22 protein-coding genes are annotated in these 23,383 nt (G+C 63.2%); 14 read left to right on the plus strand and 8 right to left on the minus strand.

Features of this window, described 5'->3' with window-relative positions; translation table 11 throughout:
- Positions 1-8 precede the first annotated feature (8 nt).
- The 4 genes from mutM to dnaA all read left to right on the plus strand — a co-directional run bounded on the left by mutM (position 9) and on the right by dnaA (position 4,201).
- The gene (mutM, locus tag GU920_RS07625; RefSeq protein ID WP_161766316.1) at positions 9-899 is read left to right on the plus strand and encodes a bifunctional DNA-formamidopyrimidine glycosylase/DNA-(apurinic or apyrimidinic site) lyase; all 891 of its coding nucleotides are present in this window, start codon (positions 9-11) and stop codon (positions 897-899) included.
- A gap of 84 nt (positions 900-983) precedes the next feature.
- The gene (locus GU920_RS07630; RefSeq protein ID WP_161766317.1) at positions 984-1,760 is read left to right on the plus strand and encodes an enoyl-CoA hydratase; all 777 of its coding nucleotides are present in this window, start codon (positions 984-986) and stop codon (positions 1,758-1,760) included.
- Between the two features lie 183 nt (positions 1,761-1,943).
- Complete coding sequence (rpsT, locus tag GU920_RS07635) at positions 1,944-2,219, plus strand: 30S ribosomal protein S20 (RefSeq protein ID WP_161766318.1); 276 nt, start codon at positions 1,944-1,946, stop codon at positions 2,217-2,219.
- A 608-nt stretch (positions 2,220-2,827) separates the two neighbouring features.
- The gene (gene dnaA, locus GU920_RS07640) at positions 2,828-4,201 is read left to right on the plus strand and encodes a chromosomal replication initiator protein DnaA (RefSeq protein ID WP_161766319.1); all 1,374 of its coding nucleotides are present in this window, start codon (positions 2,828-2,830) and stop codon (positions 4,199-4,201) included.
- Between the two features lie 21 nt (positions 4,202-4,222).
- Here the strand turns inward: dnaA and GU920_RS07645 are convergent, their stop codons facing one another.
- The 3 genes from GU920_RS07645 to GU920_RS07655 all read right to left on the minus strand — a co-directional run bounded on the left by GU920_RS07645 (position 4,223) and on the right by GU920_RS07655 (position 6,644).
- Positions 4,223-4,744 carry a hypothetical protein gene (locus GU920_RS07645; protein ID WP_161766320.1) on the minus strand — a complete coding sequence of 174 codons (522 nt, stop codon included), beginning with the start codon at positions 4,742-4,744 and terminating at the stop codon, positions 4,223-4,225.
- 245 nt (positions 4,745-4,989) lie between these two features.
- Positions 4,990-5,787, minus strand: a complete 798-nt coding sequence (locus tag GU920_RS07650) for a carbohydrate ABC transporter permease (RefSeq protein ID WP_201743993.1) — start codon at positions 5,785-5,787, stop codon at positions 4,990-4,992.
- Positions 5,784-6,644: a carbohydrate ABC transporter permease gene (locus tag GU920_RS07655; RefSeq protein WP_161766321.1), complete on the minus strand. Its 861-nt coding sequence runs from the start codon at positions 6,642-6,644 to the stop codon at positions 5,784-5,786. Before GU920_RS07655 ends, GU920_RS07650 begins: the two co-directional genes overlap by 4 nt.
- A gap of 195 nt (positions 6,645-6,839) precedes the next feature.
- Between GU920_RS07655 and GU920_RS07660 the strand changes: the two genes are divergently transcribed.
- The 4 genes from GU920_RS07660 to GU920_RS07675 all read left to right on the plus strand — a co-directional run bounded on the left by GU920_RS07660 (position 6,840) and on the right by GU920_RS07675 (position 9,825).
- Positions 6,840-7,136: a ribbon-helix-helix domain-containing protein gene (locus GU920_RS07660; RefSeq protein WP_161766322.1), complete on the plus strand. Its 297-nt coding sequence runs from the start codon at positions 6,840-6,842 to the stop codon at positions 7,134-7,136.
- Positions 7,137-7,231: 95 nt separating this feature from the next.
- A complete protein-coding gene (locus GU920_RS07665; RefSeq protein WP_161766323.1) occupies positions 7,232-7,627 on the plus strand; it encodes a VOC family protein in 396 nt (131 codons plus the stop codon).
- A gap of 72 nt (positions 7,628-7,699) precedes the next feature.
- Positions 7,700-8,239 (plus strand): Twin-arginine translocation pathway signal, encoded by a 540-nt coding sequence (locus GU920_RS07670; protein WP_161766324.1) that lies wholly within the window; start codon positions 7,700-7,702, stop codon positions 8,237-8,239.
- Positions 8,240-8,253: 14 nt separating this feature from the next.
- Positions 8,254-9,825: a GMC family oxidoreductase gene (locus GU920_RS07675; RefSeq protein ID WP_161766325.1), complete on the plus strand. Its 1,572-nt coding sequence runs from the start codon at positions 8,254-8,256 to the stop codon at positions 9,823-9,825.
- 160 nt (positions 9,826-9,985) lie between these two features.
- Here the strand turns inward: GU920_RS07675 and ubiG are convergent, their stop codons facing one another.
- Positions 9,986-10,735, minus strand: a complete 750-nt coding sequence (gene ubiG, locus GU920_RS07680) for a bifunctional 2-polyprenyl-6-hydroxyphenol methylase/3-demethylubiquinol 3-O-methyltransferase UbiG (protein ID WP_161766326.1) — start codon at positions 10,733-10,735, stop codon at positions 9,986-9,988.
- Between the two features lie 55 nt (positions 10,736-10,790).
- Between ubiG and pip the strand changes: the two genes are divergently transcribed.
- From pip to infB, 5 genes are all read left to right on the plus strand, one after another.
- Entirely contained in the window at positions 10,791-11,762 is a 972-nt protein-coding gene (gene pip / locus GU920_RS07685; RefSeq protein ID WP_161766327.1) for a prolyl aminopeptidase, read from the plus strand.
- Positions 11,763-11,909: 147 nt separating this feature from the next.
- On the plus strand, positions 11,910-12,521 hold the full coding sequence (rimP, locus tag GU920_RS07690) for a ribosome maturation factor RimP (RefSeq protein ID WP_161766328.1): 612 nt from the start codon (positions 11,910-11,912) through the stop codon (positions 12,519-12,521).
- A gap of 18 nt (positions 12,522-12,539) precedes the next feature.
- Entirely contained in the window at positions 12,540-14,150 is a 1,611-nt protein-coding gene (nusA, locus tag GU920_RS07695) for a transcription termination factor NusA (RefSeq protein WP_161766329.1), read from the plus strand.
- Between the two features lie 28 nt (positions 14,151-14,178).
- Positions 14,179-14,811, plus strand: coding sequence for an RNA-binding protein (locus GU920_RS07700; protein ID WP_161766330.1), 633 nt, complete (start codon positions 14,179-14,181; stop codon positions 14,809-14,811).
- The gene (infB, locus tag GU920_RS07705) at positions 14,808-17,402 is read left to right on the plus strand and encodes a translation initiation factor IF-2 (protein ID WP_161766331.1); all 2,595 of its coding nucleotides are present in this window, start codon (positions 14,808-14,810) and stop codon (positions 17,400-17,402) included. Before GU920_RS07700 ends, infB begins: the two co-directional genes overlap by 4 nt.
- Positions 17,403-17,472: 70 nt before the next feature.
- Here the strand turns inward: infB and GU920_RS07710 are convergent, their stop codons facing one another.
- The 4 genes from GU920_RS07710 to GU920_RS07725 all read right to left on the minus strand — a co-directional run bounded on the left by GU920_RS07710 (position 17,473) and on the right by GU920_RS07725 (position 20,364).
- Positions 17,473-17,628, minus strand: a complete 156-nt coding sequence (locus GU920_RS07710; protein ID WP_161766332.1) for a hypothetical protein — start codon at positions 17,626-17,628, stop codon at positions 17,473-17,475.
- Positions 17,629-17,732: 104 nt separating this feature from the next.
- Positions 17,733-18,131, minus strand: coding sequence for an 8-oxo-dGTP diphosphatase MutT (gene mutT, locus GU920_RS07715; protein WP_161766333.1), 399 nt, complete (start codon positions 18,129-18,131; stop codon positions 17,733-17,735).
- Positions 18,128-19,486: a bifunctional glutamate N-acetyltransferase/amino-acid acetyltransferase ArgJ gene (gene argJ / locus GU920_RS07720; RefSeq protein WP_161766334.1), complete on the minus strand. Its 1,359-nt coding sequence runs from the start codon at positions 19,484-19,486 to the stop codon at positions 18,128-18,130. The genes mutT and argJ overlap by 4 nt, the downstream gene beginning before the upstream one ends.
- Positions 19,487-19,503: 17 nt before the next feature.
- Positions 19,504-20,364 (minus strand): peptidylprolyl isomerase, encoded by an 861-nt coding sequence (locus tag GU920_RS07725; RefSeq protein WP_161766335.1) that lies wholly within the window; start codon positions 20,362-20,364, stop codon positions 19,504-19,506.
- A 179-nt stretch (positions 20,365-20,543) separates the two neighbouring features.
- Here GU920_RS07725 and secA point away from each other — a divergent pair, with 179 nt between their 5' ends.
- Positions 20,544-23,306, plus strand: coding sequence for a preprotein translocase subunit SecA (secA, locus tag GU920_RS07730; RefSeq protein ID WP_161766336.1), 2,763 nt, complete (start codon positions 20,544-20,546; stop codon positions 23,304-23,306).
- Positions 23,307-23,383: the final 77 nt, after the last annotated feature.

The raw sequence follows: 23,383 nt of genomic DNA on the forward strand, positions 1-23,383 counted from the left end.
GGCCCCGAATGCCCGAACTGCCCGAGGTTGAAACCGTCCGCCGCGGCCTTGCCCCGGTGATGGAGGGGCGCCGCATCACCCGCGCCACCGTCAACCGGCCCGATCTGCGCTGGCCCTTCCCGCCGCAGATGGCCGAACGCCTGACCGGCGCGCGGGTGATCGCCCTGCGCCGCCGCTCGAAATACATCCTCGCCGATCTGTCCACGGATGAAACGCTGCTCATCCATCTGGGCATGTCGGGCCGGATGCTGATTTCTGCACCGCCGCCGATCTCGGGTGACGGTGCGGCACCCGACCGTGCCACGCTGGGCGAATGGCACCATCATCACCCCGCGCCGGAAAAGCATGATCATGTAGTCCTCGACATGGATACCGGCGCCCGCGTCACCTTCAATGACGCCCGCCGGTTTGGCGCGATGGACCTGATGCCCACCGCTGCGGCAGAGGCGCACCCGCTTCTCGCCGCACTCGGCCCCGAACCGCTGGGCAATGCCTTTGACGAAACCTATCTCGCGGCCCGCCTCAAGGGCCGCAACACGCCCATCAAGGCCGCGCTTCTGGACCAGCACCTCGTCGCGGGGCTGGGCAATATTTATGTCTGCGAAACGCTCTACCGCGCCCGCATCCACCCTTCGCGCAAGGCGGGCCGGATCGCCGCCCCCCGCGCCGCCGCGCTCGTCCCCATCATCCGCGACGTGCTGGCCGAGGCGATCACCGCCGGGGGGTCCTCCTTGCGCGATTACCGGCAGGCCGATGGCGAACTGGGCTATTTCCAGCACAGCTTTCAGGTCTACGGTCGCGAAGGAGCGCCCTGCCTCACCCCCGGTTGCACGGCGACGATCCGGCGCATCGTGCAATCGGGCCGCTCGTCCTTCTACTGCCCGTCCTGCCAGAAATGACGCGCCGTTAATCGCGGCGCGTGGGGCTTGATAACCGCCCGGTTGCTGCTACGAGTCTGCCCAACCAGAAAACGGAGCCGCGCCATGGCCTATGAGACGCTGATCGTCGAGATCGAGGATTACATCGCCCTCATCCGCCTGAACCGGCCCGAGGCGCTCAATGCCCTCAACGCCCGGCTCATGCAGGAACTGGCGGCCGCCGTCACCGCCGCCGATCGCAACGACAAGGTCCGCTGCATCGTCATCACCGGGTCTGACAAGGCCTTCGCCGCAGGCGCCGATGTGAAGGAGATGGCCGAAAAGTCGTTCACCGACGTCTTCTTCGACGATCTCTTCGCGCCCGAGGCCGACGCCATCACCCGCGTCCGCAAACCCATCATCGCCGCCGTTGCTGGCTACTGCCTTGGCGGCGGCTGCGAGCTGGCCATGATGTGCGATTTCATCATCGCCGCCGATACCGCCAAATTCGGCCAGCCCGAGATCAACCTCGGCATCGTCGCCGGCATGGGCGGCACCCAGCGCCTCACCCGCGCCGTGGGCAAGTCCAAGGCGATGGACATGAACCTCACCGGCCGCTTCATGGAGGCGCCCGAGGCCGAACGCTGCGGCCTTGTCTCGCGGGTCGTCCCCGCCAAGGACCTTTTGGCCGAGGCGATGAAAGCCGCCGCAAAGATCGCCCAGAAATCCGCGATCACCACCATGATCGTGAAAGAGGCGGTCAACCGCGCACAGGAAACCACCCTGCGGGAAGGCATCCTCTTCGAACGCCGCATGTTCAACGCCGCCTTCGCGACCGAAGATCAGGCGGAAGGCATGTCCGCCTTCCTGGAAAAGCGCGAACCGCAGTTCCGCGACCGCTGATCGCCCGCGCGCTGCGGAAATCGCCTTATTTTCCGGCTTTCCTTTCCATCCGGCTTGCACTATAGCCCGCCGTCACATGCGCGTGGGCCCGCTTAGGCAAGAATCGATTCCGCACCTCGGGGCGGAGCCTTGGGTCTTTGTGCAACCGATCTGAAACAAAGACCTACAGGATACGAACCGCCCATGGCAAATACGGCCCAGTCCAAGAAACGCGCCCGTCAGTCCGAAACCCGCTATGCGGTGAACAAGGCTCGTCGTTCGCGCATCCGCACCTTCGTGCGCAAGGTGGAAGAGGCTATCGCCTCCGGCAACGCCGAAGCAGCACTCGCCGCTCTCCGTGCCGCCCAGCCCGAGCTTGACCGTGGCGTGACCAAGGGCATCCTGCATGCCAACACCGTGTCGCGCAAAATGTCGCGTCTCGCTGCGCGCGTGAAGGCTCTGGCGACCCCCGCCGCCTAATCCACACACAGTTTTTCCAACAGACAGGGCGCATCCCGCAGGGGCTGCGCCCTGTTCGTTTTCGGGGCTTCTGAACCCGCCGGTTTTGCGTTTTCGGCACACGGCGTTGCTCATTTGCAAGGGGTGCCGGATTCGGTTTGGTCATACTTCTGTCAAGCGTGAAGTTCGGTTGCACCCCCGCGTGGCGGCTTGCTAGCGTCTCCTTGCGATTCACTCTCGTCTTGGGGGACAAAGCGGAATCGCGAACGGATTTCGACAGGTTCGCAAGGCTGCCAAGCGTGTGCTTACGCCGTCGATTTCTGTTTGCGTTTCAGTTGGTTGTGGTGTCTGCACAGGTTGTGTGGAAATCAGGTCAGGCAGGTTTGGGCCAGATAGTCATCTGGTCTGGCTTTGTGTGACTTGCCGGTCTTGCAGGCTGGAAATGGGCTCTGGGTGCCCCGGCGAAGGGGTGTGGAAATGGGCTGTTTCCGCAAGGCAAGCGCTGTGCGCAGCCATGCGATGAACCCCGGTCGCGGGCGATAGCCCCGGCAGTCATGCCGGTGCAACAACAACAGGCGTGCCGGATCTGCCACAGGTTCAGAAGCACGCCGCCGCACGGGTCAGGAAGAATGACGAACGAGACTTGGGGTTTGGTCCGCGAGGAACTGATCAAGAGGGTTGGCCGCAATAACTATGTAACCTGGATCGAACCGCTCAAATTCTCCGACCTCAAGCACGGGGTCGCCCGCTTTGAAGTGCCGACCTCGTTCTTCGGCGATTGGGTGTCCCGCAACTTCTCTGACCATATCCGCGCGCAGTTGAACACGGCGGGCGCACAGGTCGAACGGGTGGAGTTTGCCGTGGCCAACCGCCCCTCTGCCCCCGAAGCGGCTGTTGCGCCCCGTCCTGCTGCGGCGGCGCAGCGCACCCGTTCCGCCACCCGCAGCGCGGATCTTGAAGAGGTGCCCGGTGCGCCGCTCGATGCACGCTTCACCTTCGATTCCTTCGTCGTGGGCAAACCCAACGAACTCGCTCACGCCGCCGCCCGCCGCGTGGCCGAAGGGGGCCCCGTCAGCTTCAACCCACTTTTCCTCTATGGCGGCGTGGGGCTCGGCAAGACGCACCTGATGCACGCCATCGCGCATGAACTGCAGAACCGCCAGCCGCATCTGCGGGTGCTCTACCTGTCTGCCGAACAGTTCATGTATCGCTTCGTGCAGGCCCTGCGCGAACGCCAGATCATGGATTTCAAGGAACTGTTCCGCTCTGTCGATGTGCTGATGGTCGATGACGTGCAGTTCATCGCCGGCAAGGACAGCACGCAGGAAGAGTTCTTCCACACCTTCAACGCGCTGGTCGATCAGAACAAGCAGATCGTCATCTCCGCCGACCGCGCCCCGGGCGAGATCAAGGATCTCGAAGAGCGGATCAAGTCGCGTCTGCAATGCGGCCTTGTGGTGGACCTGCACCCGACCGATTACGAACTGCGTCTGGGCATCCTGCAGCAGAAGGTGGAACTCTACCGCAGCCAGTATCGTGGCCTTGTCCTGTCGGACGGGGTGCTGGAATTCCTCGCCCATCGCATCACCACGAATGTCCGCGTTCTCGAAGGCGCGCTCACCCGCCTCTTCGCCTTTGCCTCGCTGGTGGGGCGCGAGATCACGCTGGAACTGACGCAGGATTGCCTGGCCGATATCCTGCGCGCGTCTGACCGCAAGCTCACGATCGAAGAGATCCAGCGCAAGGTGGCGGAACATTACAACATCCGCCTGTCCGATATGATCGGGCCAAAGCGCAACCGCACGATCGCGCGCCCGCGTCAGGTGGCGATGTATCTGGCCAAGCACCTCACCCCGCGCAGCCTGCCGGAAATCGGGCGCCGCTTCGGGGGGCGTGACCACACCACCATCATGCATGGTGTCCGCAAGATCGAAGAGCTCATGGCCACCGACAGCCAGCTCAACGACGATCTGCAACTCCTCCGCCGTCAGCTTCAGGGCTGACGGCAGGGCTTTCGTCGCCGATCAGGCCGGGATCGCCTCTTTCGCAGCGCGCCGCCGCGCCACCAGCCCGGCCACGCCCAGCGCCGTCAGCAGCAGCGGCAGCGTGCCACCAATCGGAACCACCGAAACGCCAAGCCTTGCCGCGTCTTCAATCAACTCGCTGCGCGTCACCCCTTCCGTCTTGAAGATCCTAGGGAAGCCGTCAGGGCTATAGGTGATCGTCGCGTCGGCATAGCTTTCCAGATAGCTGGTGACGCTCAGAAACGCCGGACCTGTCACGCTGAATGTCCAATCGAAGGTGAACAGGTTGTTGGCCGGAAAGGGAAAGCCGAACCTGCCAAAGTAATCCCCATTCACCCCATCGTTGACCAGCAAATTCAGGATGTAAAAGTCATACCCGTCCAGCAGGTCAACCGGGCCGGCGTCATAGGTATAGGTGTAGCTCTGGCCTGCCAGAACACTCGTCGGTCCCGTGATGATCGCGGCCTGTGCCTGCGACCCCATCAGCGCCAATGCCGCCAGCATTCCCAAAACTTTCCGCATCGGTCCAATCCCTGCTTAAACCCAAGGCCCGATTTTGCGCCCGTGGCTGTGGCGTTTCAATCAAGATTAACAGAGTCACCGGGAGTCCGGCCATCTTTTAGCCATATTTCGTATCTGACCTGCTGCCGTGGCGCGGCTCCGGCCACGGATGCAACCGCAGGTTACTCCAAGCCGGTCCACTGCCCGCGTCGCAGGCGCCCTTCGTGGCGAATCGGTCCCCGTTCCGGACCCAACTCCAACCGGGATCACGCGCGCATCGCGAAGCCCCGCGCGATGTGGTTGCGGACGAACCAGATCATCCCCAGGCCGGGGATCAGCGATACCACCGTCATCGCCATGACCAGCCCGATATCCGTCTGGAAGCCGAACAGCGCATTGATCGCCATTGTGATGGGCTTGCCCGCCGTCACCGTCAGGATGCGTGCAAACACCACCTCCACCCACGAGAACAGGAAACAGAAGAACGCCGCCACCCCGATCCCCGGCGCGATCGCCGGGACCAGCAGCCGCAGGATGAAGGACGGCAGCGAATGGCCGTCCAGAAACGCAGTCTCGTCAAACTCGCGCGGTACGGCGGAAATGAAACTCTCAAGGATCCAGATCGCGATGGGCAGGTTGAACAGGCAATGCACCAGCGCGATGCCGACCGGCGAATTCACCAGCCCCAGATTGGCGAAAAGGATGAAGATCGGCAGCGAAAGCACCACCGGCGGCGTCACCCGGAACGCCAGCAGCAGGAACAGGAAATGCCGATCCCCGGCAAACCTGTAGCGCGACAGCGCATAGGCCGCGGGCAGCCCCGCCCCGATACACAGCGCGACATTCAGCAGCACATAGATCAACGAATTCAGGATCGATTCCCGCAGCGCGGGTTCGGCCAGAATGTTGCGATAGTTGATCAGGCTCCACTGCCCCTCCACCATCCCCTCGCGCGGGAGGGTGGACATAAAGCTCAGAACAAAGGTCTGCGCCAAAGGCAGCAGGATGAACAGCGCAAGCAGGGCGAAAACGGCCAGCCGCAGGATCAGGCCCCCCATCGTCATGCCTCCTGCCGCGACAGGCCGCTGATCCGCACAAAGGCCCAGACCACCGTGATCACGATCAGGAAATAGACCATCGACCGCGCCGCCGCCGACCCATAGCTGAACCCCTTGATCTCTTCCCCAAGGTCGATGGCCAGGAAATGCGTCGCCATGTCCGGCCCGCCCGCGTTGATGGCGAAGGCCTCGGTGTAGATCATGAAACTGTCCACAAAGCGCAAAAGCAGCACGATTCCCAGCGGCGCCGCGATCTTGGGCAATTCGATGAACCGAAACACCGCCACCCGCGACGCCCCGTCAATAGCCGCCGCGCGATAGTAATCCGGCGATATCCCCGACAATCCCGCATAGGCAAGGATCACCACCAGCCCGATCCAGTGCCACGTGTCCATCACCACCAGCAGCACCCATGTCTGCCACGCGGTGAACTTCCAGTCGAACACCACCCCCGCCGCCGCCAGCGCCCGCCCCACGATCCCCGTGGCCGGGTCGATCAGGCCTAGCCACATCATCGCGATCATGTTCCACGGCACCACAAGCGGCAGCGCCACCAGCATCAGCAGCATCACCGCCCAGCGCCCCGTCCGCCGCACCAGCAGCGCCAGCCCCACCCCAAGCGGCACCTGCACCGACAGCACCACCGCCGCGAACAGCAGGCTCCGCAGCAGGCTCGCATGGAACCGGTCCGAGGTGATGATCTCCTCATACCATTCCGCGCCCACCCAATGCACATCGGCCAGCGAAAAGATATCATGCAGCGAATAGTTGAAAACCGCGATCAGCGGGACCACGCCAATAAAACCCATAAGCCCCGCCGCAGGCAGCAACAGCAGCCACGCCTCATTCCGATAAGGTTTCATTCCTGCCCGCCTGCCAATCCCGGGGCAATTCCTGCACGGATCGCCGCGCGGCGCAACGCCCCACCGGCGCCGCGGCGCCTCGCCTCATGCGACTTTGGTATCGGTGCCGTGCCTCTTGCCTTGCCGGATGCCGCCACGCTTTACTTGAATAATCATCCATCCGTCGGAGGGATCATCGTCAGGGAGGACAGATCCATGTGTCAGGTTTTCGCGGGGCAGGACCCCGCCCGCTATGAAAGCATCACCCGCCGCCTGCGGCTGAACGGCCAAAGCACCAGCATCCGGCTGGAACGCGCCTTCTGGGAGATCGTAGATGAAATCGCCGCGGCCGAAGGCAGCACAACCCCCGCCTTCGTGTCCAAACTCCATGCCGAGGTTCTGGAACAACGCGGAGAGCCGGAGAACTTCACCTCGCTCCTGCGCTGCGCCTGCCTTGTCCATATGGACCAGCGCGCCCATGTCCGCGCCGCCCATGCGATGGCTGCCGAATAAAAAGTTGCGCGTAGTATAGACCTACTACCAGCGCGGCCCGGAACGACCACAGACTTCTCCTCAGGACAGTCCAGAAGACCTGACGGAGGAAGACCTTGGCCAAGGCCATTCACAGCATGATCCGCGTGCTTGATGAAGCACGCTCACTCGCATTCTACGAACAGGCCTTCGGCCTGAAGGTTGCCGACCGTCTGGATTTCGAGACTTTCACCCTGATCTACCTGTCCAACGCCGAAACCGGGTTCGAACTGGAGCTGACGGTCAACAAGGGCAGGACAGAGCCTTACAACCTTGGTGATGGCTATGGCCACCTCGCCTTTTCGGTTGCGGATGTGGATGCTGAACACGCCCGCCTCACCGCGGCAGGGCTCGCCCCGCGCAAGCTCGTGGATTTCGCGCCCGGCGGCACCGTGATCGCGCGCTTCTTCTTCATCGCCGACCCGGACGGATACCAGATCGAGGTTCTGCAAAGGGCCGGTCGCTACCTTTGAACGTCGCCCCGCGGCGGGTCAGAGGAACCGCCGCGCGGCCCAAGCTTCACCGTCATTCTCAGGGAGGAGAAAATGACACAACAGTTGAAGGAACCGGCGCTGAAAAGCCGGGGTATGACGCGCCGCCAGCTACTGTCGCGCTCTGTCGCGGTCGGGGCCAGCTTTGTCGTCGGCGCGGGCTTCGTCGCCTCTGGCAATGCCGCCTGGGCGATGGAAACCACCGCGATCAAGCCCGAATCCATGGCCACGCTCATCCAGATGGCGCGCGATATCTACCCGCATGATCAGGTGGGCGATGAATTCTACGCCACCGCCGTCAAGGGCTATGACAGCGCTGAAAACGCCGAACAGGTCGAGGCCGGGATCACCGAACTCAACGCCGCTGCCGCCGCTGCCGGCCATGCCGACTATCTGTCGATCGGCTGGGAGGAAGACCGCGTTGCCGTGCTCAAGGCCATCGAAGGCACCCCCTTCTTCCAGACCGTGCGCGCAGGTCTCGTGACCGGTCTCTATAACCAGAAAGCCCTGTGGCCGATCTTTGGCTATGAGGGCGAAAGCTTCTCGCTCGGTGGCTACATCGAGCGTGGCTTTGATGACATCAACTGGCTGTAAGAGGGGGCGATCCAATGGTTGCGAAGTTTGACCTGACCGACGACTCCGTGGTCGTCATCATCGGCACCGGCGCGGGCGGCGGTGTGCTGGCCAACGAACTGGCGCAAAAGGGCGTCAAGGTCGTGGCGCTGGAAGCGGGCGGTCGCTATCTGCCCGAAGATTACCTGAACGACGAATGGGACAGCTTCTCCCAACTCGCGTGGCTCGACACCCGCACCACCAGCGGCACATGGCGCGTGGCCAAGGATTTCGCCGGGCTTCCGGCCTGGATCGTCAAGGCCGTGGGCGGCACCACCACCCACTGGGCGGGCGCTTCGATCCGTTTTCAGGAACATGAATGGAAGGCGCTGACCACTTACGGCAAGGTCGAAGGCGCCAGTCTGCTCGATTGGCCCATCGACGCCGCCGAAATGGCCCCCTGGTATGACAAGGCCGAAGAAAAGCTGGGCGTCACCCGCACCGGCAACCGTCCCGGCCTTCCCGGCAACAACAACTACAAGGTCTTTGAAAAAGGCGCCCTCGCGCTGGGCTACAAAGAGGTCAGCACCGGCCGCATGGCCATCCAGTCCTCCAACGAAACCGGCAGCCGGATCGCCTGCCAGCAGACCGGCTTCTGCTTCCAGGGCTGCAAATGGGGGGCGAAATGGTCCGCCGCCTATACCGACATCCCGGAAGGTGAGGCGACCGGCAACCTCGAGGTGCGCGAACGGTCCCACGTCGCCCGCATCCTGCACAATGACGCGGGCAAGGTGACGGGTGTCGAATACTTCGACAAGGACGGCAACCTGCAGTTCCAGGCTGCGCGCATCGTCTGCGTGGCGGGCAACACCTTCGAATCGCCGCGCCTCCTGCTGAACTCGGCCTCGTCGATGTTCCCCAACGGGCTTGCCAACTCGTCCGATCAGGTGGGCCGCAACTACATGCGCCACACCACCGGGTCGGTCTACGGCATCTTCGACAAACCCGTCCGCATGTGGCGTGGCACCACCATGGCCGGCATCGTTCAGGATGAAGCGCGCCACGATCCGTCGCGCGGCTTCGTTGGTGGCTATGAGCTGGAAACGCTGGCGCTGGGCCTGCCCTTCATGGCGGCCTTCCTGAACCCTGGCGCATGGGGCCGTGGCTTCACCACCGCGCTCGACCATTACGAAAACATGGCCGGGATGTGGATCGTGGGCGAAGACATGCCGCAATCCACCAACCGCGTCACCCTGTCGGATGCGACCGATCAGTATGGGCTCAAGGTCGCCAACGTGCATTTCGATGATCACCCGAACGACATCGCGATGCGCAACCACGCCTACAAGCAGGGCATGGCCATCTATGATGCTGTGGGCGCGACCCGGTCCTTCCCGACGCCGCCCTATCCTTCGACGCACAACCTCGGCACCAACCGCATGTCGGAACGGCCCGAGGATGGCGTCTGCAACAAATGGGGCCAGACGCATGACATCGCGAACCTGTTCATCTCGGACGGCTCGCAGTTCACCACCGGCGCGGCAGAGAACCCCACGCTCACCATCGTTGCGCTGGCCATCCGTCAGGCCGATCACATCGCCCGCGAGATGAGCGCAGGCAACATCTGACCACGCCTGTCACAGCGGAAAGGGCGGCCCCGTCGTGGGCCGCCCTTATCCGTTTCCGACCGACACATGGTTAATTTCCCGGACACCCGCCGTTCGCGGCGTGCATACACTTTGCTGCACGCCCGTCTGCACCCTTTCCTGCCACCGCTGGAATCGATGATTAACCGCCGCTCCGCTTCACGCTGGCGGTCACGTAATTGCACGAAAGATCCCGCGCCGACAGCGACCAGGACCAGCTTATGGGATTGAAAACCATACCCTTTTTGTCCACCGGCTCCAGCCCCGCGCGGCGGATCAGATCATAAAGCTCGTCCGGCGTGATGAACTTCGCCCATTCATGCGTGCCCTTGGGCAGCCAGCGCATCACATATTCCGCCCCGATGATCGCCATGACAAAACTCTTCGGATTGCGGTTCAAGGTAGAGCAGATCATCAACCCATTGTCTTTCAACAACATCTGACACGCTGTCAGATAGGCCAACGGGTCTGCCACATGCTCCACCACTTCCATGTTGAGAACGACATCGAACCGCTCGCCCGCCGCCGCCATGTCCTCCGCAGTCGTATGCCGGTAATCAATCCGCAACCCCGATTGTTCTGCATGCAACCGCGCCACCGGGATGTTCCGCGCCGCCGCATCCGCCCCCACGACATCGGCCCCCAGCCGCGCCATGGGTTCTGACAAAAGCCCGCCACCGCAGCCAATATCCAGTATTCTCAACCCCTTGAAGGGCAGGGGCTGGGTCAGGTCACGGTCAAACTCCGCCGCGATCTGGTTGGTGATATAGTCTAGACGGCACGGGTTGAGCATGTGCAGCGGCTTGAACTTGCCGTTCGGATCCCACCATTCGGCGGCCATCGCCTCGAATTTTGCCACCTCTGCCGGATCTACGGTCGTCGTTGCCGTCATGGCGTCCTCTTGTTTAACTTTGGTTCAACAGTTTTGCGCGTTATATAGGGCAACGATGGACCACAGATCAGGCCAAAAGCGCGCAGTTGAATTTCTCTACCCGCCGATCGACCCGTTCGATCAGCGCGTGATCGCCATGGCCGATGGGCATCGCATCTATGTCGAACAATGCGGCAATCCGAACGGCATACCCGTCATCGTGCTGCACGGCGGCCCGGGCGGCGGGTGCAGCCCCGCGATGCGGCGTTACTTCGATCCGACCGTGTTTCGCATCATCCTGTTCGATCAGCGCGGCTGCGGCCGATCCCGCCCGCACGCCGTGGTGATCCAGAACACCACATGGCACCTCGTCTCGGATATCGAGGTGATCCGCAACGAACTGGGCATCTCGCGCTGGATCTGCTTTGGCGGCAGTTGGGGCGCGACGCTGGCGCTCATCTACGCCATCACCCATCCCGAACGGGTGGTGCACATGGTTCTGCGCGGCGTTTTCCTCATGACCCGGTCCGAACTTGACTGGTTCTACGGCGGTGGCGCCGGTGCCTTCTTCCCGGAGCTTTGGGCGCGCTTCGTCAACGCCATCCCGTCGGATGAACGTGGCGACCTGATCGCCGCTTATCACCGCCGCCTCTTCTCGGGCAACGTGATGGAAGAAACGCGCTTTGGCCGCATCTGGGCCAATTGGGAAAACGCGCTGGCCTCCATCCACCATGATGGCCCGTTAGGGGAAAGCCCCGCCGAATACGCCCGGGCCTTCGCCCGGCTGGAGAACCACTACTTCTACAACGGCGGCTTTCTGGAAGAAGACGGCTGGATCCTGCGCGAAAAGGGCCGGATCAAGCACATCCCCGCCACGATCATCCAGGGGCGGTATGACATGATCTGTCCGCCCGTATCGGCCTGGAAACTGGCGCAAGGCTGGGACAATTGCGAAATCCGCCTGATCCCCTTTGCCGGTCACGCCCTGTCGGAACCCGGCATCAGCGAAGGGCTGGTGCGCGCGATGGATGGCCTGCGCCGCTTCTGATCGCGGCGGTCCTGACCAAAACCCTTGCAGACTCGGGCCCCGCCACGTATATGGCCTTACAACAGCGGTGTCGGGGTCCAAACCCGGCCCCACCGAACCTGACATGCGGGCCGCTGAGCCCGCTTTTTTGTTTCCATCGGAACCCGAATGACCGACCTGATCGCCAAGACCGCCATCGACCGCCGCCTCGCGGCCATCGTCGGCCCCGTCATCGAAGGGCTGGGCTTCGAACTTGTTCGCATCCGGCTCATGGGCGGCAAGACCCGCGTCCTGCAGATCATGGCCGACCGCCCCGATGGCGGGATCGAGGTGGACGATTGCGCCGCCATCTCCACCGCCGTCTCTGCCGTGCTGGATGTCGAAGACCCGATCGAGGAAAACTATGTCCTCGAAGTATCCTCCCCCGGGATCGACCGGCCGCTGACGCGGCTGAAGGATTTCGACATTTGGGCCGATTACGAGGCCCGGATCGAGACCACCGAACTCATCGACGGCCGCCGCCGCTTCAAGGGCATTCTGCAAGGCACCGAAGGCGACGAGGTGCTGATCGAAATCGAAGAGGCGGGTCAGCCCCTGACCATCGGCCTGAAATTCGACTGGCTGTCGGATGCCAAGCTGATCCTGACCGACGACCTGATCGCCGAGATGCTGCGCCAGCGCAAAGCTTCTGGCGCGATCGACGAAAGCAAGTTCACCGACATCGAAGAATTCGAAGGCGAAGAGGAAACCCCCTCCGACGCGCCCGAAACGAAACACTGACGAAGCCCGGAGGCCATCATGGCAATCACCTCTGCGAACCAGCTCGAACTCCTGCAAACGGCCGAGGCCGTGGCCCGGGAAAAGATGATCGACCCGGATCTGGTGATCCAGGCGATGGAAGAATCGCTCGCCCGCGCCGCCAAGTCGCGCTACGGCAGCGATCTCGACATCCGCGTGAGGATCGACCGCAAGACGGGCCGCGCCACCTTTGCCCGCATCCGCACGGTCGTCGAAGATGAGGCGGTGGAAAACCACCACGCCCAGCTGACCGTCAAGCAGGCCAAGGCCTACAAGGCCGATGCCGCCGTGGGCGATGAAATCATCGACGAGGTTCCCCCCGTCGATCTGGGCCGCATCGCGGCGCAATCGGCCAAGCAGGTGATCCTGCAAAAGGTGCGCGAGGCCGAGCGGGATCGCCAGTTCGAAGAATTCAAGGATCGCAAGGGCAGCATCATCAACGGCGTGGTGAAGCGCGAAGAATACGGCAACATCATCGTCGATATCGGCCGTGGCGAAGGCATCCTGCGCCGCAACGAAAAGATCGGCCGCGAAGCCTATCGCCCGAACGATCGCATCCGCTGCTACATCAAGGATGTCCGGCGCGAGGCGCGCGGTCCGCAGGTCTTCCTGTCGCGTACCGACCCGATGTTCATGGCCGAACTGTTCAAGATGGAAGTGCCCGAAATCTACGACGGCATCATCGAGATCAAGGCCGTCGCCCGCGATCCGGGTTCGCGCGCCAAGATCGCCGTGATCAGCTATGACAACTCCATCGACCCGGTCGGTGCCTGCGTCGGGATGCGCGGCAGCCGCGTGCAGGCCGTGGTGAACGAACTGCAGGGCGAAAAGATCGACATCATCCCGTGGAACCAGGATCAGGCCACCTTCCTTGTGAACGCGCTGCAACCGGCCGAGGTGTCCAAGGTCGTGATCGACGAAGAAGCCGGCAAGATCGAGGTTGTCGTCCCGGATGAGCAGCTTTCCCTCGCCATCGGCCGCCGTGGCCAGAACGTGCGTCTGGCGTCGCAACTGACGGGCCTTGATATCGACATCATGACCGAGGCCGAGGAATCGCAGCGCCGTCAGGCCGAATTCGCGGAACGCACCAAGCTGTTCATGGACACGCTCGATGTCGATGAGATGATGGCGCAACTCCTTGTTTCCGAAGGCTTCACCAACCTCGAAGAAGTGGCCTATGTCGAAGCGGACGAACTTCTGTCCATCGACGGCTTTGATGAGGATACGGCGGCCGAGTTGCAGGCCCGCGCGCGTGACTTCCTCGAAGAGCAGAACCGCAAGGCACTGGAAGCAGCCCGCGCGATGGGCGTCGAGGAAAGCCTCATTGAATTCGAAGGTCTCACCCCCCAGATGGTAGAGGCGCTGGCCAAGGACGGCATCAAGACGCTGGAAGACTTCGCCACCTGCGCCGACTGGGAACTCGCCGGTGGCTGGACGACCGAGAACGGCCAGCGCAAGAAAGACGAAGGCGTGCTCGAGAAGTTCGAGATGTCGCTGGAAGAGGCGCAGCACCTGATCATGACCGCGCGCGTCATGCTGGGCTGGGTTGATCCGACCGAACTGGAAACCGCCGCCGCCGAAAGCGACGAAGACGAGGAGGCCGAAGCCTGATCGCAGGCTTCGGGTTCAGGGAACGCCCATGACGCGGGGTGGCCGGGAAACGGATCAGGACGGACCAGAGCGCAAGTGCATCGTCTCTGGCGAAAGCCAGCCGAAGGCTGGACTGATCCGCTTTGTCGTGGATCCCGACGGCGGGGTCGTTCCCGATGTGATCGGGCGTCTGCCGGGGCGGGGCTTCTATGTCGCGGCGGATCGCAAGGCGATTGACAAGGCGGCGGCAAAGGGGCTTTTCTCCCGGGCCGCGCGCCAGCCGGTCAAGGTGCCCGACGGTTTGTCGGATCTGATCGAGGCGCAGCTCTTGCGGCGGGTGATCGACAGCCTGTCGATGGCGCGCAAGGCAGGGCAGGCCGTCACCGGCTATGAAAAGGTGAAGGAATGGCTGGCAAAGGGGCAGGCGCGCGTCCTGATCCAGGCCAGCGACGGATCGGAACGCGGCAAGACCAAGCTGCACCCGCCCAAGGACGATGGGGCCTTTATCGGCTGTCTTTCCTCGGGGGAATTGGGTTTGGCTTTCGGCCGTGAACGTGCGATACACGCCGCGCTTGCGGCTGGTGGACTCGAACGACGTGTTGTAGAGGAAGCGGCAAGGCTTGCGGGAATCCGCGGGCATATCGGCGGAATTTCCGCCGGAGAGGATACGAAGACGGCATGAGCGATACTGACGGCAAGAAACCCCTCGGCTTGGGTGGCGGGGCACGTGGCCCCGGCCAGGTGAAGCAAAGCTTCAGCCATGGCCGCACCAAGAGCGTCGCCGTAGAGGTGAAGCGCAAGCGTGTGGTTGTCCCCACGAAGCCCGGCACGCCGGGTGCGACCGGTGGTGCATCCGGCACCGCAACGCATCTGGGTGATCCTTCCAAGCGTCCCGCCGGCATCACCGATGCCGAAATGGAACGGCGTCTCGCCGCGCTCCGTGCCGCCAAGGCGCGCGAGCAGGAAGATGCCGCCCGCCGGGCCGAGGAAGAAAAGGCGCGCGAGGAAGAACGCCAGCGCCGCCGCGAAGAGATCGAGGCGAAGGAACGCGAAGATCGCGAACGCGAAGCCGCGCTCCGCGCCAAGGCCGAAGAAGAGGAACGCGCCGCCCGCGCTGCCGAAGAGGCACGCATCGCCGCCGCCGCCGCCCGCAAGGCCGAGGTTCTGGGCACCCGCCCGAGATCGGCCACCGCCGCCGCGCCCGAAGCGCCGGCCGCCAAGGCCGCGCCTGCCGCCCCGGCAGAGGATGCCGCCCGTGGCGGTGCCGCCGCCGCCGCCGCGCCCCGCGCGCCGCTGGCCCCGCGCAAGGCCGAACGTGAACGCGACGAACGCGCCACCGACCGAGACCGCGGCAAGGTGAAGGGCGACGAAGGCCGCCGCGCCGGCAAGCTGACGCTGTCGGATGCCATCTCGGATGAAGGCGGGCGTCAGCGCTCGCTTGCCGCGATGAAGCGGAAACAGGAAAAGGCCCGGCAAAAGGCGATGGGTTTCGGCCAGAAGGCCGAAAAGCAGGTGCGCGATGTGCAGCTGCCCGAAACCATCGTCGTGTCGGAACTGGCCAACCGCATGGCGGAACGTGCCGCCGACGTGGTCAAGGTGCTCATGAAAATGGGCATGATGGTCACCATGAACCAGACCATCGACGCCGACACCGCCGAACTGGTGATCGAAGAGTTCGGCCACAAGGCCGTGCGCGTGTCCGATGCCGATGTGGAACAGGCGATTGAAACGGTCAGCGACCGGGACGAAGACCTGCGCCCGCGTCCGCCGATCGTCACCATCATGGGCCATGTCGACCACGGCAAGACCTCGCTTCTGGATGCGATCCGCAAGGCCAATGTCGTGGCGGGCGAAGCCGGTGGCATCACCCAGCATATCGGCGCCTATCAGGTGAAAACCCCCAACGGCTCGCTCGTATCCTTCCTGGATACGCCGGGCCACGCGGCCTTTACCTCCATGCGCGCGCGTGGCGCGCAGGTGACCGATATCGTCGTTCTGGTGGTGGCGGCAGATGATGCCGTGATGCCCCAGACGATCGAGGCGATCAACCACGCCAAGGCCGCCAAAGTGCCGATGATCGTCGCCATCAACAAATGCGACAAGCCGGATGCAAACCCCCAGAAGGTTCGCACCGATCTGCTGCAGCATGAGGTGGTCGTCGAACAGATGTCAGGCGAAGTGCAGGATGTCGAGGTTTCGGCCAAGACGGGCAAGGGTCTGGACAACCTGCTGGAGGCGATCGCCCTGCAGGCCGAAATCCTTGAACTCAAGGCCAACCCGAACCGCGCCGCCATGGGCGCCGTGATCGAGGCCAAGCTGGACGTGGGTCGCGGGCCTGTGGCCACCGTGCTTGTCCAGAACGGCACCCTGCGCAAGGGCGACATCTTCGTTGTGGGTGAAAAGTGGGGCAAGGTCCGCGCACTGATCAACGACAAGGGTGAAACCGTCCCCGAGGCCGGTCCCTCCGTCCCGGTCGAGGTGCTGGGTCTGAACGGCACGCCCGAAGCGGGCGACGTTCTGAACGTCGTGGAAACCGAGGCGCAGGCGCGCGAGATCGCGGATTACCGTGAAAAGGCCGCCAAGGACAAACGCGCCGCTGCCGGTGCCGCCACGACGCTGGAACAGCTTATGGCCAAGGCCAAGGCGGATGCTGACGTGGCCGAACTGCCCGTTCTCGTCAAGGCGGATGTGCAAGGGTCGGCCGAGGCGATTGTTCAGGCTTTGGAAAAAGTCGGCAACGATGAGGTGCGCGTTCGCGTGCTGCATTACGGCGTGGGTGCAATCACCGATTCCGATGTCGGTCTGGCCGAGGCGTCCAAGGCCCCGATCATCGGCTTCAACGTGCGCGCCAATGCCACGGCCCGCAACGCGGCCCAGCAGAAGGGCGTGGAGATCCGCTACTATTCGATCATCTACGACCTGATCGACGACATCAAACAGGCCGCCTCTGGCCTGCTCAAGGCGGAAGTACGCGAAAACTTCATCGGCTACGCACGCATCCAGGAAGTGTTCCGCATCACCGGCGTCGGCAACGTCGCGGGTTGCCTTGTCACCGAAGGTGTGGCCCGCCGCTCGGCCGGTGTGCGCCTGCTGCGCGACAACGTGGTCATCCACGAGGGCACGCTCAAGACACTCAAGCGCTTCAAGGACGAGGTCAAGGAAGTCCAGTCCGGGCAGGAATGTGGTATGGCCTTCGAACGCTACGAAGACATCCGCGCGGGCGATGTGATCGAAATCTTCGAACGCGAAGAGGTGCAGCGCACGCTTGCCTGATGGCAGCAGCGCCTGAAAACGAAACAGGCCGGGCAGCGATGCCCGGCCTGTTTCGTTCGCGCGGTGGTGATCAGTTGGCGCTGGCCATCTCCCCCTTGGCCGGTGCAACGGGCAGACCGACGAAGGTCTTTTCATCCACGCGCACCATCAGCTTTCCATCCGAAAGCTGCCCAACAAGAATCCCCTGCACCGACACGCAGCTACCGATCGTGATTGTTCTAAGCATACTGTTCCCCCCATACGGAAAGAAAGATTAATACGAATTGTTGCCAAATCCAGAACAATTCTGTCCGCGTCGGGGGTAAGCCGAGAAATTTCGTATAGATTGCGCTACAGCCAATCCCGCAGGATCGGGATCAGCGGAATGTCCGCCGGTGGCATCGGGTAATCCCGCAGGTTCTGCGCCCGCACCCAAGCCAGACGCTGGCCTTCGCGCCCCTGCACGATTCCCTCCCACTTGCGGCAGGCGAACAGCGGCATCAGCAGGTGGAACCCCTCATAGCTGTGGCTGGCAAAGGTCAGCGGTGCCAGGCAGCTGGACCAGGTGTCGATCCCCAATTCTTCCTTCAACTCGCGGATCAGCGCGGCCTCGGGCGTCTCGCCCGGTTCCACCTTGCCGCCGGGAAACTCCCACAGGCCGGCCATGGATTTCCCCTCGGGGCGCTGCGCCAGCAGCACCCGGCCCTCCACATCAATCAGCGCGACGGCCGAAACCAGAACGACCTTCACGAACGGTAATCCGCGTTGATCTCGATATACCGGCTGGTCAGATCGCAGGTCCAGACCGACCGCTTCCCCCGGCCCAGCCCCAGATCCACCCCGATCACCAGTTCCTCGCCGCGCATATAGGCCGCGCCGTCCTCTTCCCGATAGTCGGGGTTGCGCCAGCCCTTCTGCGCCACAAGGATATCGCCGAAACGGATTGTCAGCCGGTCACGGTCGGCCTCGGCCCCCGATTTGCCCACGGCGGCGACGATGCGCCCCCAGTTCGGATCCTGCCCCGCGATGGCCGTCTTCACGAGCGGCGAGTTCGCCACGGCAAAGGCCACCCGCGCGGCATCGGCATCATCCTTTGCCCCGGTCACCCGCACCTCGACAAACTTCGTCGCACCCTCGCCATCGCGCACCACCTGATGCGCAAGATCCATCATCACGCCCCGCAGCGCCGCCTCAAAGGCCTTGGCGACCGGTCCCTTCACCTCGGCCGCAGCCGACTGCCCCGTCGCCGCGACCAGCAGCGTGTCGGAGGTTGAGGTATCGCTGTCCACGGTGATGGAGTTGAAGGTCGCATCCACATTCCGCGACAGCATCTTTTGCAGATTGGCCGCCGAAATCGTTGCATCGGTAAAGATATAGACCAGCATCGTCGCCATATCCGGCGCGATCATGCCCGATCCCTTGGCGATCCCGGCGATGCGGATCTCGCCGCCATCGCCCTGCACGATGGCAGAGGCGCCTTTGGGAAAGGTATCCGTGGTCATCATCGCATGGGCGGCCATCTCGATGGCATCCTCACGCAGATCGGCCACAAGGGCCGGGATCTGCGAGGTGATCCTTTCAAAGGGCAAAGGCTCGCCGATCACCCCGGTAGAGGACGAGAACACCCTGCTCGCCGGTATCTCCAGTGCTTCGGCCACGCCCCCGGTCACGGCGGCGACGGCCGCATCGCCCACCTTGCCCGTAAACGCGTTGGAATTGCCGGAATTCACGATGATCGCCGCGCCCGCACCGCCAGGCACCTTCATAGCCAGCTTGGCCTGGCAGTCCCGCACACAGCCCGACCGGGTGGAAGACCGCGTGAACACGCCCGCCATCGCCGTTCCCGGCGCCAACCGCACCAGCATCACATCCTTGCGGTTCTGATAGCGCACCCCCGCCTCGACCGCGGCAAACTCCACCCCTGCGATCACAGGCAGCTTGGGAAAACCATCCTTCGGGGCCAGCGGCGATACGGGCTTGGCCTTCTTCTTCACCGGGGCGGCCGTCAGCGCCGCCCCGATCTCTTCTCCCATCACACGGGCCTTCAGCTTGCGGACCTTCTTCTTCAGCGCCCGCGCTTCTGCCTTCCAATCGGTCTTTGCCATCGGCCCGTCTCCCGGTTTTACTTGTCCAGCAGAGTTGCATCCCGAAGCAGGGCCGGGTCAATACCCTCGCCGGGGCGGGTGATCTCGGCGGCGCCGGTCAGTTCCGCCAGCTTCGCCTCGACTGCCTTTTGCTCGATCTCGGCCGCCAATTCCTCGCGCACCTCGTCAATCGTGGGCTTGGTGGCATCGCGCACCTCGTTCACCTTGATCAGGTGCCAGCCAAAATCCGTCTGCACCGGGTCGGTCACCGTGCCGGGCGTCGCCGCCACGACCGCCGCCTCGAACGGGGCCACCATCATGCCTAGCCCGAACCAGCCCAGATCGCCGCCATTCACCGCCGAACCGGTATCGCTGGAATTGGCCTTGGCCAGTTCCGCGAAATCCGCCCCGCCGTCGATCTGCGCCTTCAACTCCTTGGCCTTCTCCTCGCTGTCCACAAGGATGTGCTGCGCCGAATATTCCTTCGATGCCGGGGCATTGGCGTATTTCGCGTCATAGGCCGCCTGCAGCGCCTCATCCGTCACGGCCGCATCCACGATCTCTTGCAGCGCCTTGCCCGCCAGATAGCTGCGCGCGTCGGTGCGCATCCACAATTCATCGCGCTTCGTCGTGCCGGCGGCGGCAACCGACTGCTCCAGCGCCGCCTGCTGGATCGCCTGATCCATCAGCCCGGTGAACAGCATGTCATCGGGCAGCGCCTGATACTGCGGCGGCAGCTTTTCCCGCAGGATGATCAACTCGCCCAGCGTGATCTCCGTGCCGTTCACCGTGGCCACTACCGTATCGGCTGTGGCCGCGGCGTCATCCTGCGCCAGTGACGGCAAGGCCATGGATCCGGCAAGCAAAAGCCCCGCCCAGAACCCGCTATGTTTCGCCATCTCACCTTCTCCTGATCGGGCCGCTTCCCTCAGCGACGTTGACTATCCCCGGCCTGTCCCTTATTTCGCGGGGGTCGCGTGCGACGGGGCCTGCCGGGCCACTTGGCTCTTCTATGGAAGGCGTTGGGGTCGGGCAAGGCCACTGCCTCACACGATGATGTCAGGTAGGCGGAGAAAACATGCTGGGTCTTGGAACACTTGCACGGAAGGTGTTCGGAACGCCGAACGACCGCAAGGTGAAGTCGGTTCGTCCCCTCGTGGCGAAGATCAACGCGCTCGAGCCGGAATTCACGGCGCTGAGCGATGACGCGATCAAGGCAAAGACCGCCGAATTGCAAAAGCGCGTGCAGGAAGGCGGCGAAAGCCTGGATGCCGTGCTGCCCGAAGCTTTCGCCAACTGCCGCGAAGCCGCGCGCCGCGCGCTGGGCCTGCGCGCCTTTGACGTGCAGCTGAAAGGCGGCATCTTCCTGCATCAGGGCAATATCTCGGAAATGAAGACGGGCGAGGGGAAAACCCTCATGGCCACCTTCCCCGCCTATCTGAACGCGCTGGCGGGCAAGGGCGTGCATGTCGTCACCGTCAACGACTACCTCGCCAAACGCGACGCCGAATGGATGGGCAAGGTCTACGCGGCCCTCGGCATGACCTGCGGTGTCGTCTACCCCTATCAGGGCGATACGGAGAAGCGCGCCGCATATCGCTGCGACATCACCTATGCGACGAACAATGAACTGGGCTTTGATTACCTGCGCGACAACATGAAAATGTCGATCGAGGATATGGCCCAGCGCGGCCATTTCTTCGCCATCGTGGACGAGGTTGACAGCATCCTGATCGACGAGGCGCGCACGCCCCTCATCATCTCCGGCCCGTCGCAGGATCGCAGCGACCTGTATCAGAAGGTCGATGCCCTGATCCCGCTCCTGCGGGACGAAGATTACAAGATCGACGAAAAGACCCGCACCGTCACCTATACCGAGGACGGGAACGAAAACATCGAAAAGCTGCTGCAGGAAAACGGCCTGCTGCCAGAGGGCCAGTCGCTTTACGATCCCGAAAGCACCACGCTGGTTCACCACGTCTCACAGGCGCTTAAGGCGCACAAGCTGTTCCACAAGGATCAGCAATACATCGTCCGCGACGGCGAGGTGATGCTGATCGACGAATTCACCGGCCGCATGATGCGCGGTCGCCGCCTGTCCGAAGGCCTGCATCAGGCGATCGAGGCCAAGGAACACGTCACCATCCAGCCGGAAAACGTGACGCTCGCCAGCGTGACGTTCCAGAATTACTTCCGCCTTTACGAAAAGCTGGCCGGGATGACCGGCACCGCCCAGACCGAGGCCGAGGAATTCATGGAAATCTACGGCCTTGGCGTGGTGGAGGTTCCCACGAACCGCCCCGTCGCGCGCCTGGACGAACATGACCAGGTCTACCGCACCGCAAAAGAAAAGTACGAAGGCATTGTCCGCACGATCCAGGGGGCGCATGAAAAGGGTCAGCCGATCCTTGTCGGCACCACCTCCATCGAAAAGTCGGAACTGCTGTCGGGCATGCTGACCAAGGCCGGCATCGCCCATAACGTGCTGAACGCGCGGCTTCACGAACAGGAAGCCAAGATCGTGGCCGATGCTGGCCGTTTCGGCGCTGTGACCATCGCCACCAACATGGCCGGTCGCGGCACCGACATCCAGTTGGGCGGCAATGTCGAGATGAAGGTGATGGAGGCTATCGCCGCCGATCCCCACCTTCACCCCGATGAGGTGCGCGCCCGCATCGAAGCAGAGCACGCCGAGGAAAAGGCCAAGGTCATCGCTGCCGGGGGCCTGTTCGTGCTGGGCACCGAACGCCACGAATCCCGCCGCATCGACAACCAGCTGCGCGGCCGCTCGGGCCGTCAGGGCGACCCGGGCCGATCGTCCTTCTTCCTGTCGCTGGAAGATGATCTGATGCGCATCTTCGGGTCTGACCGGCTGGATTCAGTGCTCTCCAAGCTTGGCATGAAGGAAGGCGAGGCGATCGTTCACCCGTGGGTCAACAAATCGCTGGAACGCGCGCAGGCCAAGGTCGAAGGCCGCAACTTCGACATCCGCAAGCAGCTTTTGAAATTCGACGATGTGATGAACGATCAGCGCAAGGCGATTTTCGGCCAGCGGCTGGACATCATGCAGTCCGACGACATCAACGACATCGCTGGGGACATGCGCCAACAGGTGGTGGAAGATCTGGTTGATTTCCACATGCCGCCGAAAACCTATTCGGATCAGTGGGATATCCCGGGCCTTGTCACTGCGGTCAAGGAAAAGCTCAACCTTGATCTGCCGATTGGCGACTGGGCCAACGAGGAAGGCGTCGATCAGGACGTGATGCGGGAACGCATCGCCGAGCGGTCCGAGGCTGCGATGGCCGAAAAGGCCGCCGCCTTCGGGGCCGATACGATGCGCAACATCGAAAAGCAGGTCCTTCTGCAGGCCATCGACAGCAAATGGCGCGAACATCTGCTGAAACTGGAACACCTGCGCTCTGTCGTGGGTTTCCGGGGCTATGCGCAGCGCGACCCGCTTTCCGAATTCAAGACCGAAGGCTTCATGCTGTTCGAATCCATGCTGAATTCGCTTCGTCAGGAGGTGACGCAGAAACTGTCGCTGATCCGCCCGATGACCAAGGAAGAGCAGGACGCGATGATGCAGCAGATCCTTGCCCAGCAGCGCGCCGCGCAGGCGGCCGCCCCGGCCGCGGCACCGGCCCCTGCTGCAGCGCCCGCGGCGGCAGCGGCACCCGCCACTGCAGCCGCTGGCGCAGGTGTCGCTGTGGCCGAAGCCGCCGCACGGTCCGGGTTCGATCCGGCCAATCGCGCGACGTGGGGGAACCCGTCACGCAATGATCCCTGCCCCTGCGGTTCGGGTCTGCGGTTCAAGCACTGCCACGGGGCGAATGACTGATCGGCGCACCGTTTCGTAAATTGCCACAATCCTGCCCCGTGCAGGACGCGATCCCGTGGCACCTGACGCATCTGTAA

The organism is Paragemmobacter ruber, assembly GCF_009908315.1.
GTDB classification, from domain to species: domain Bacteria; phylum Pseudomonadota; class Alphaproteobacteria; order Rhodobacterales; family Rhodobacteraceae; genus Paragemmobacter; species Paragemmobacter ruber.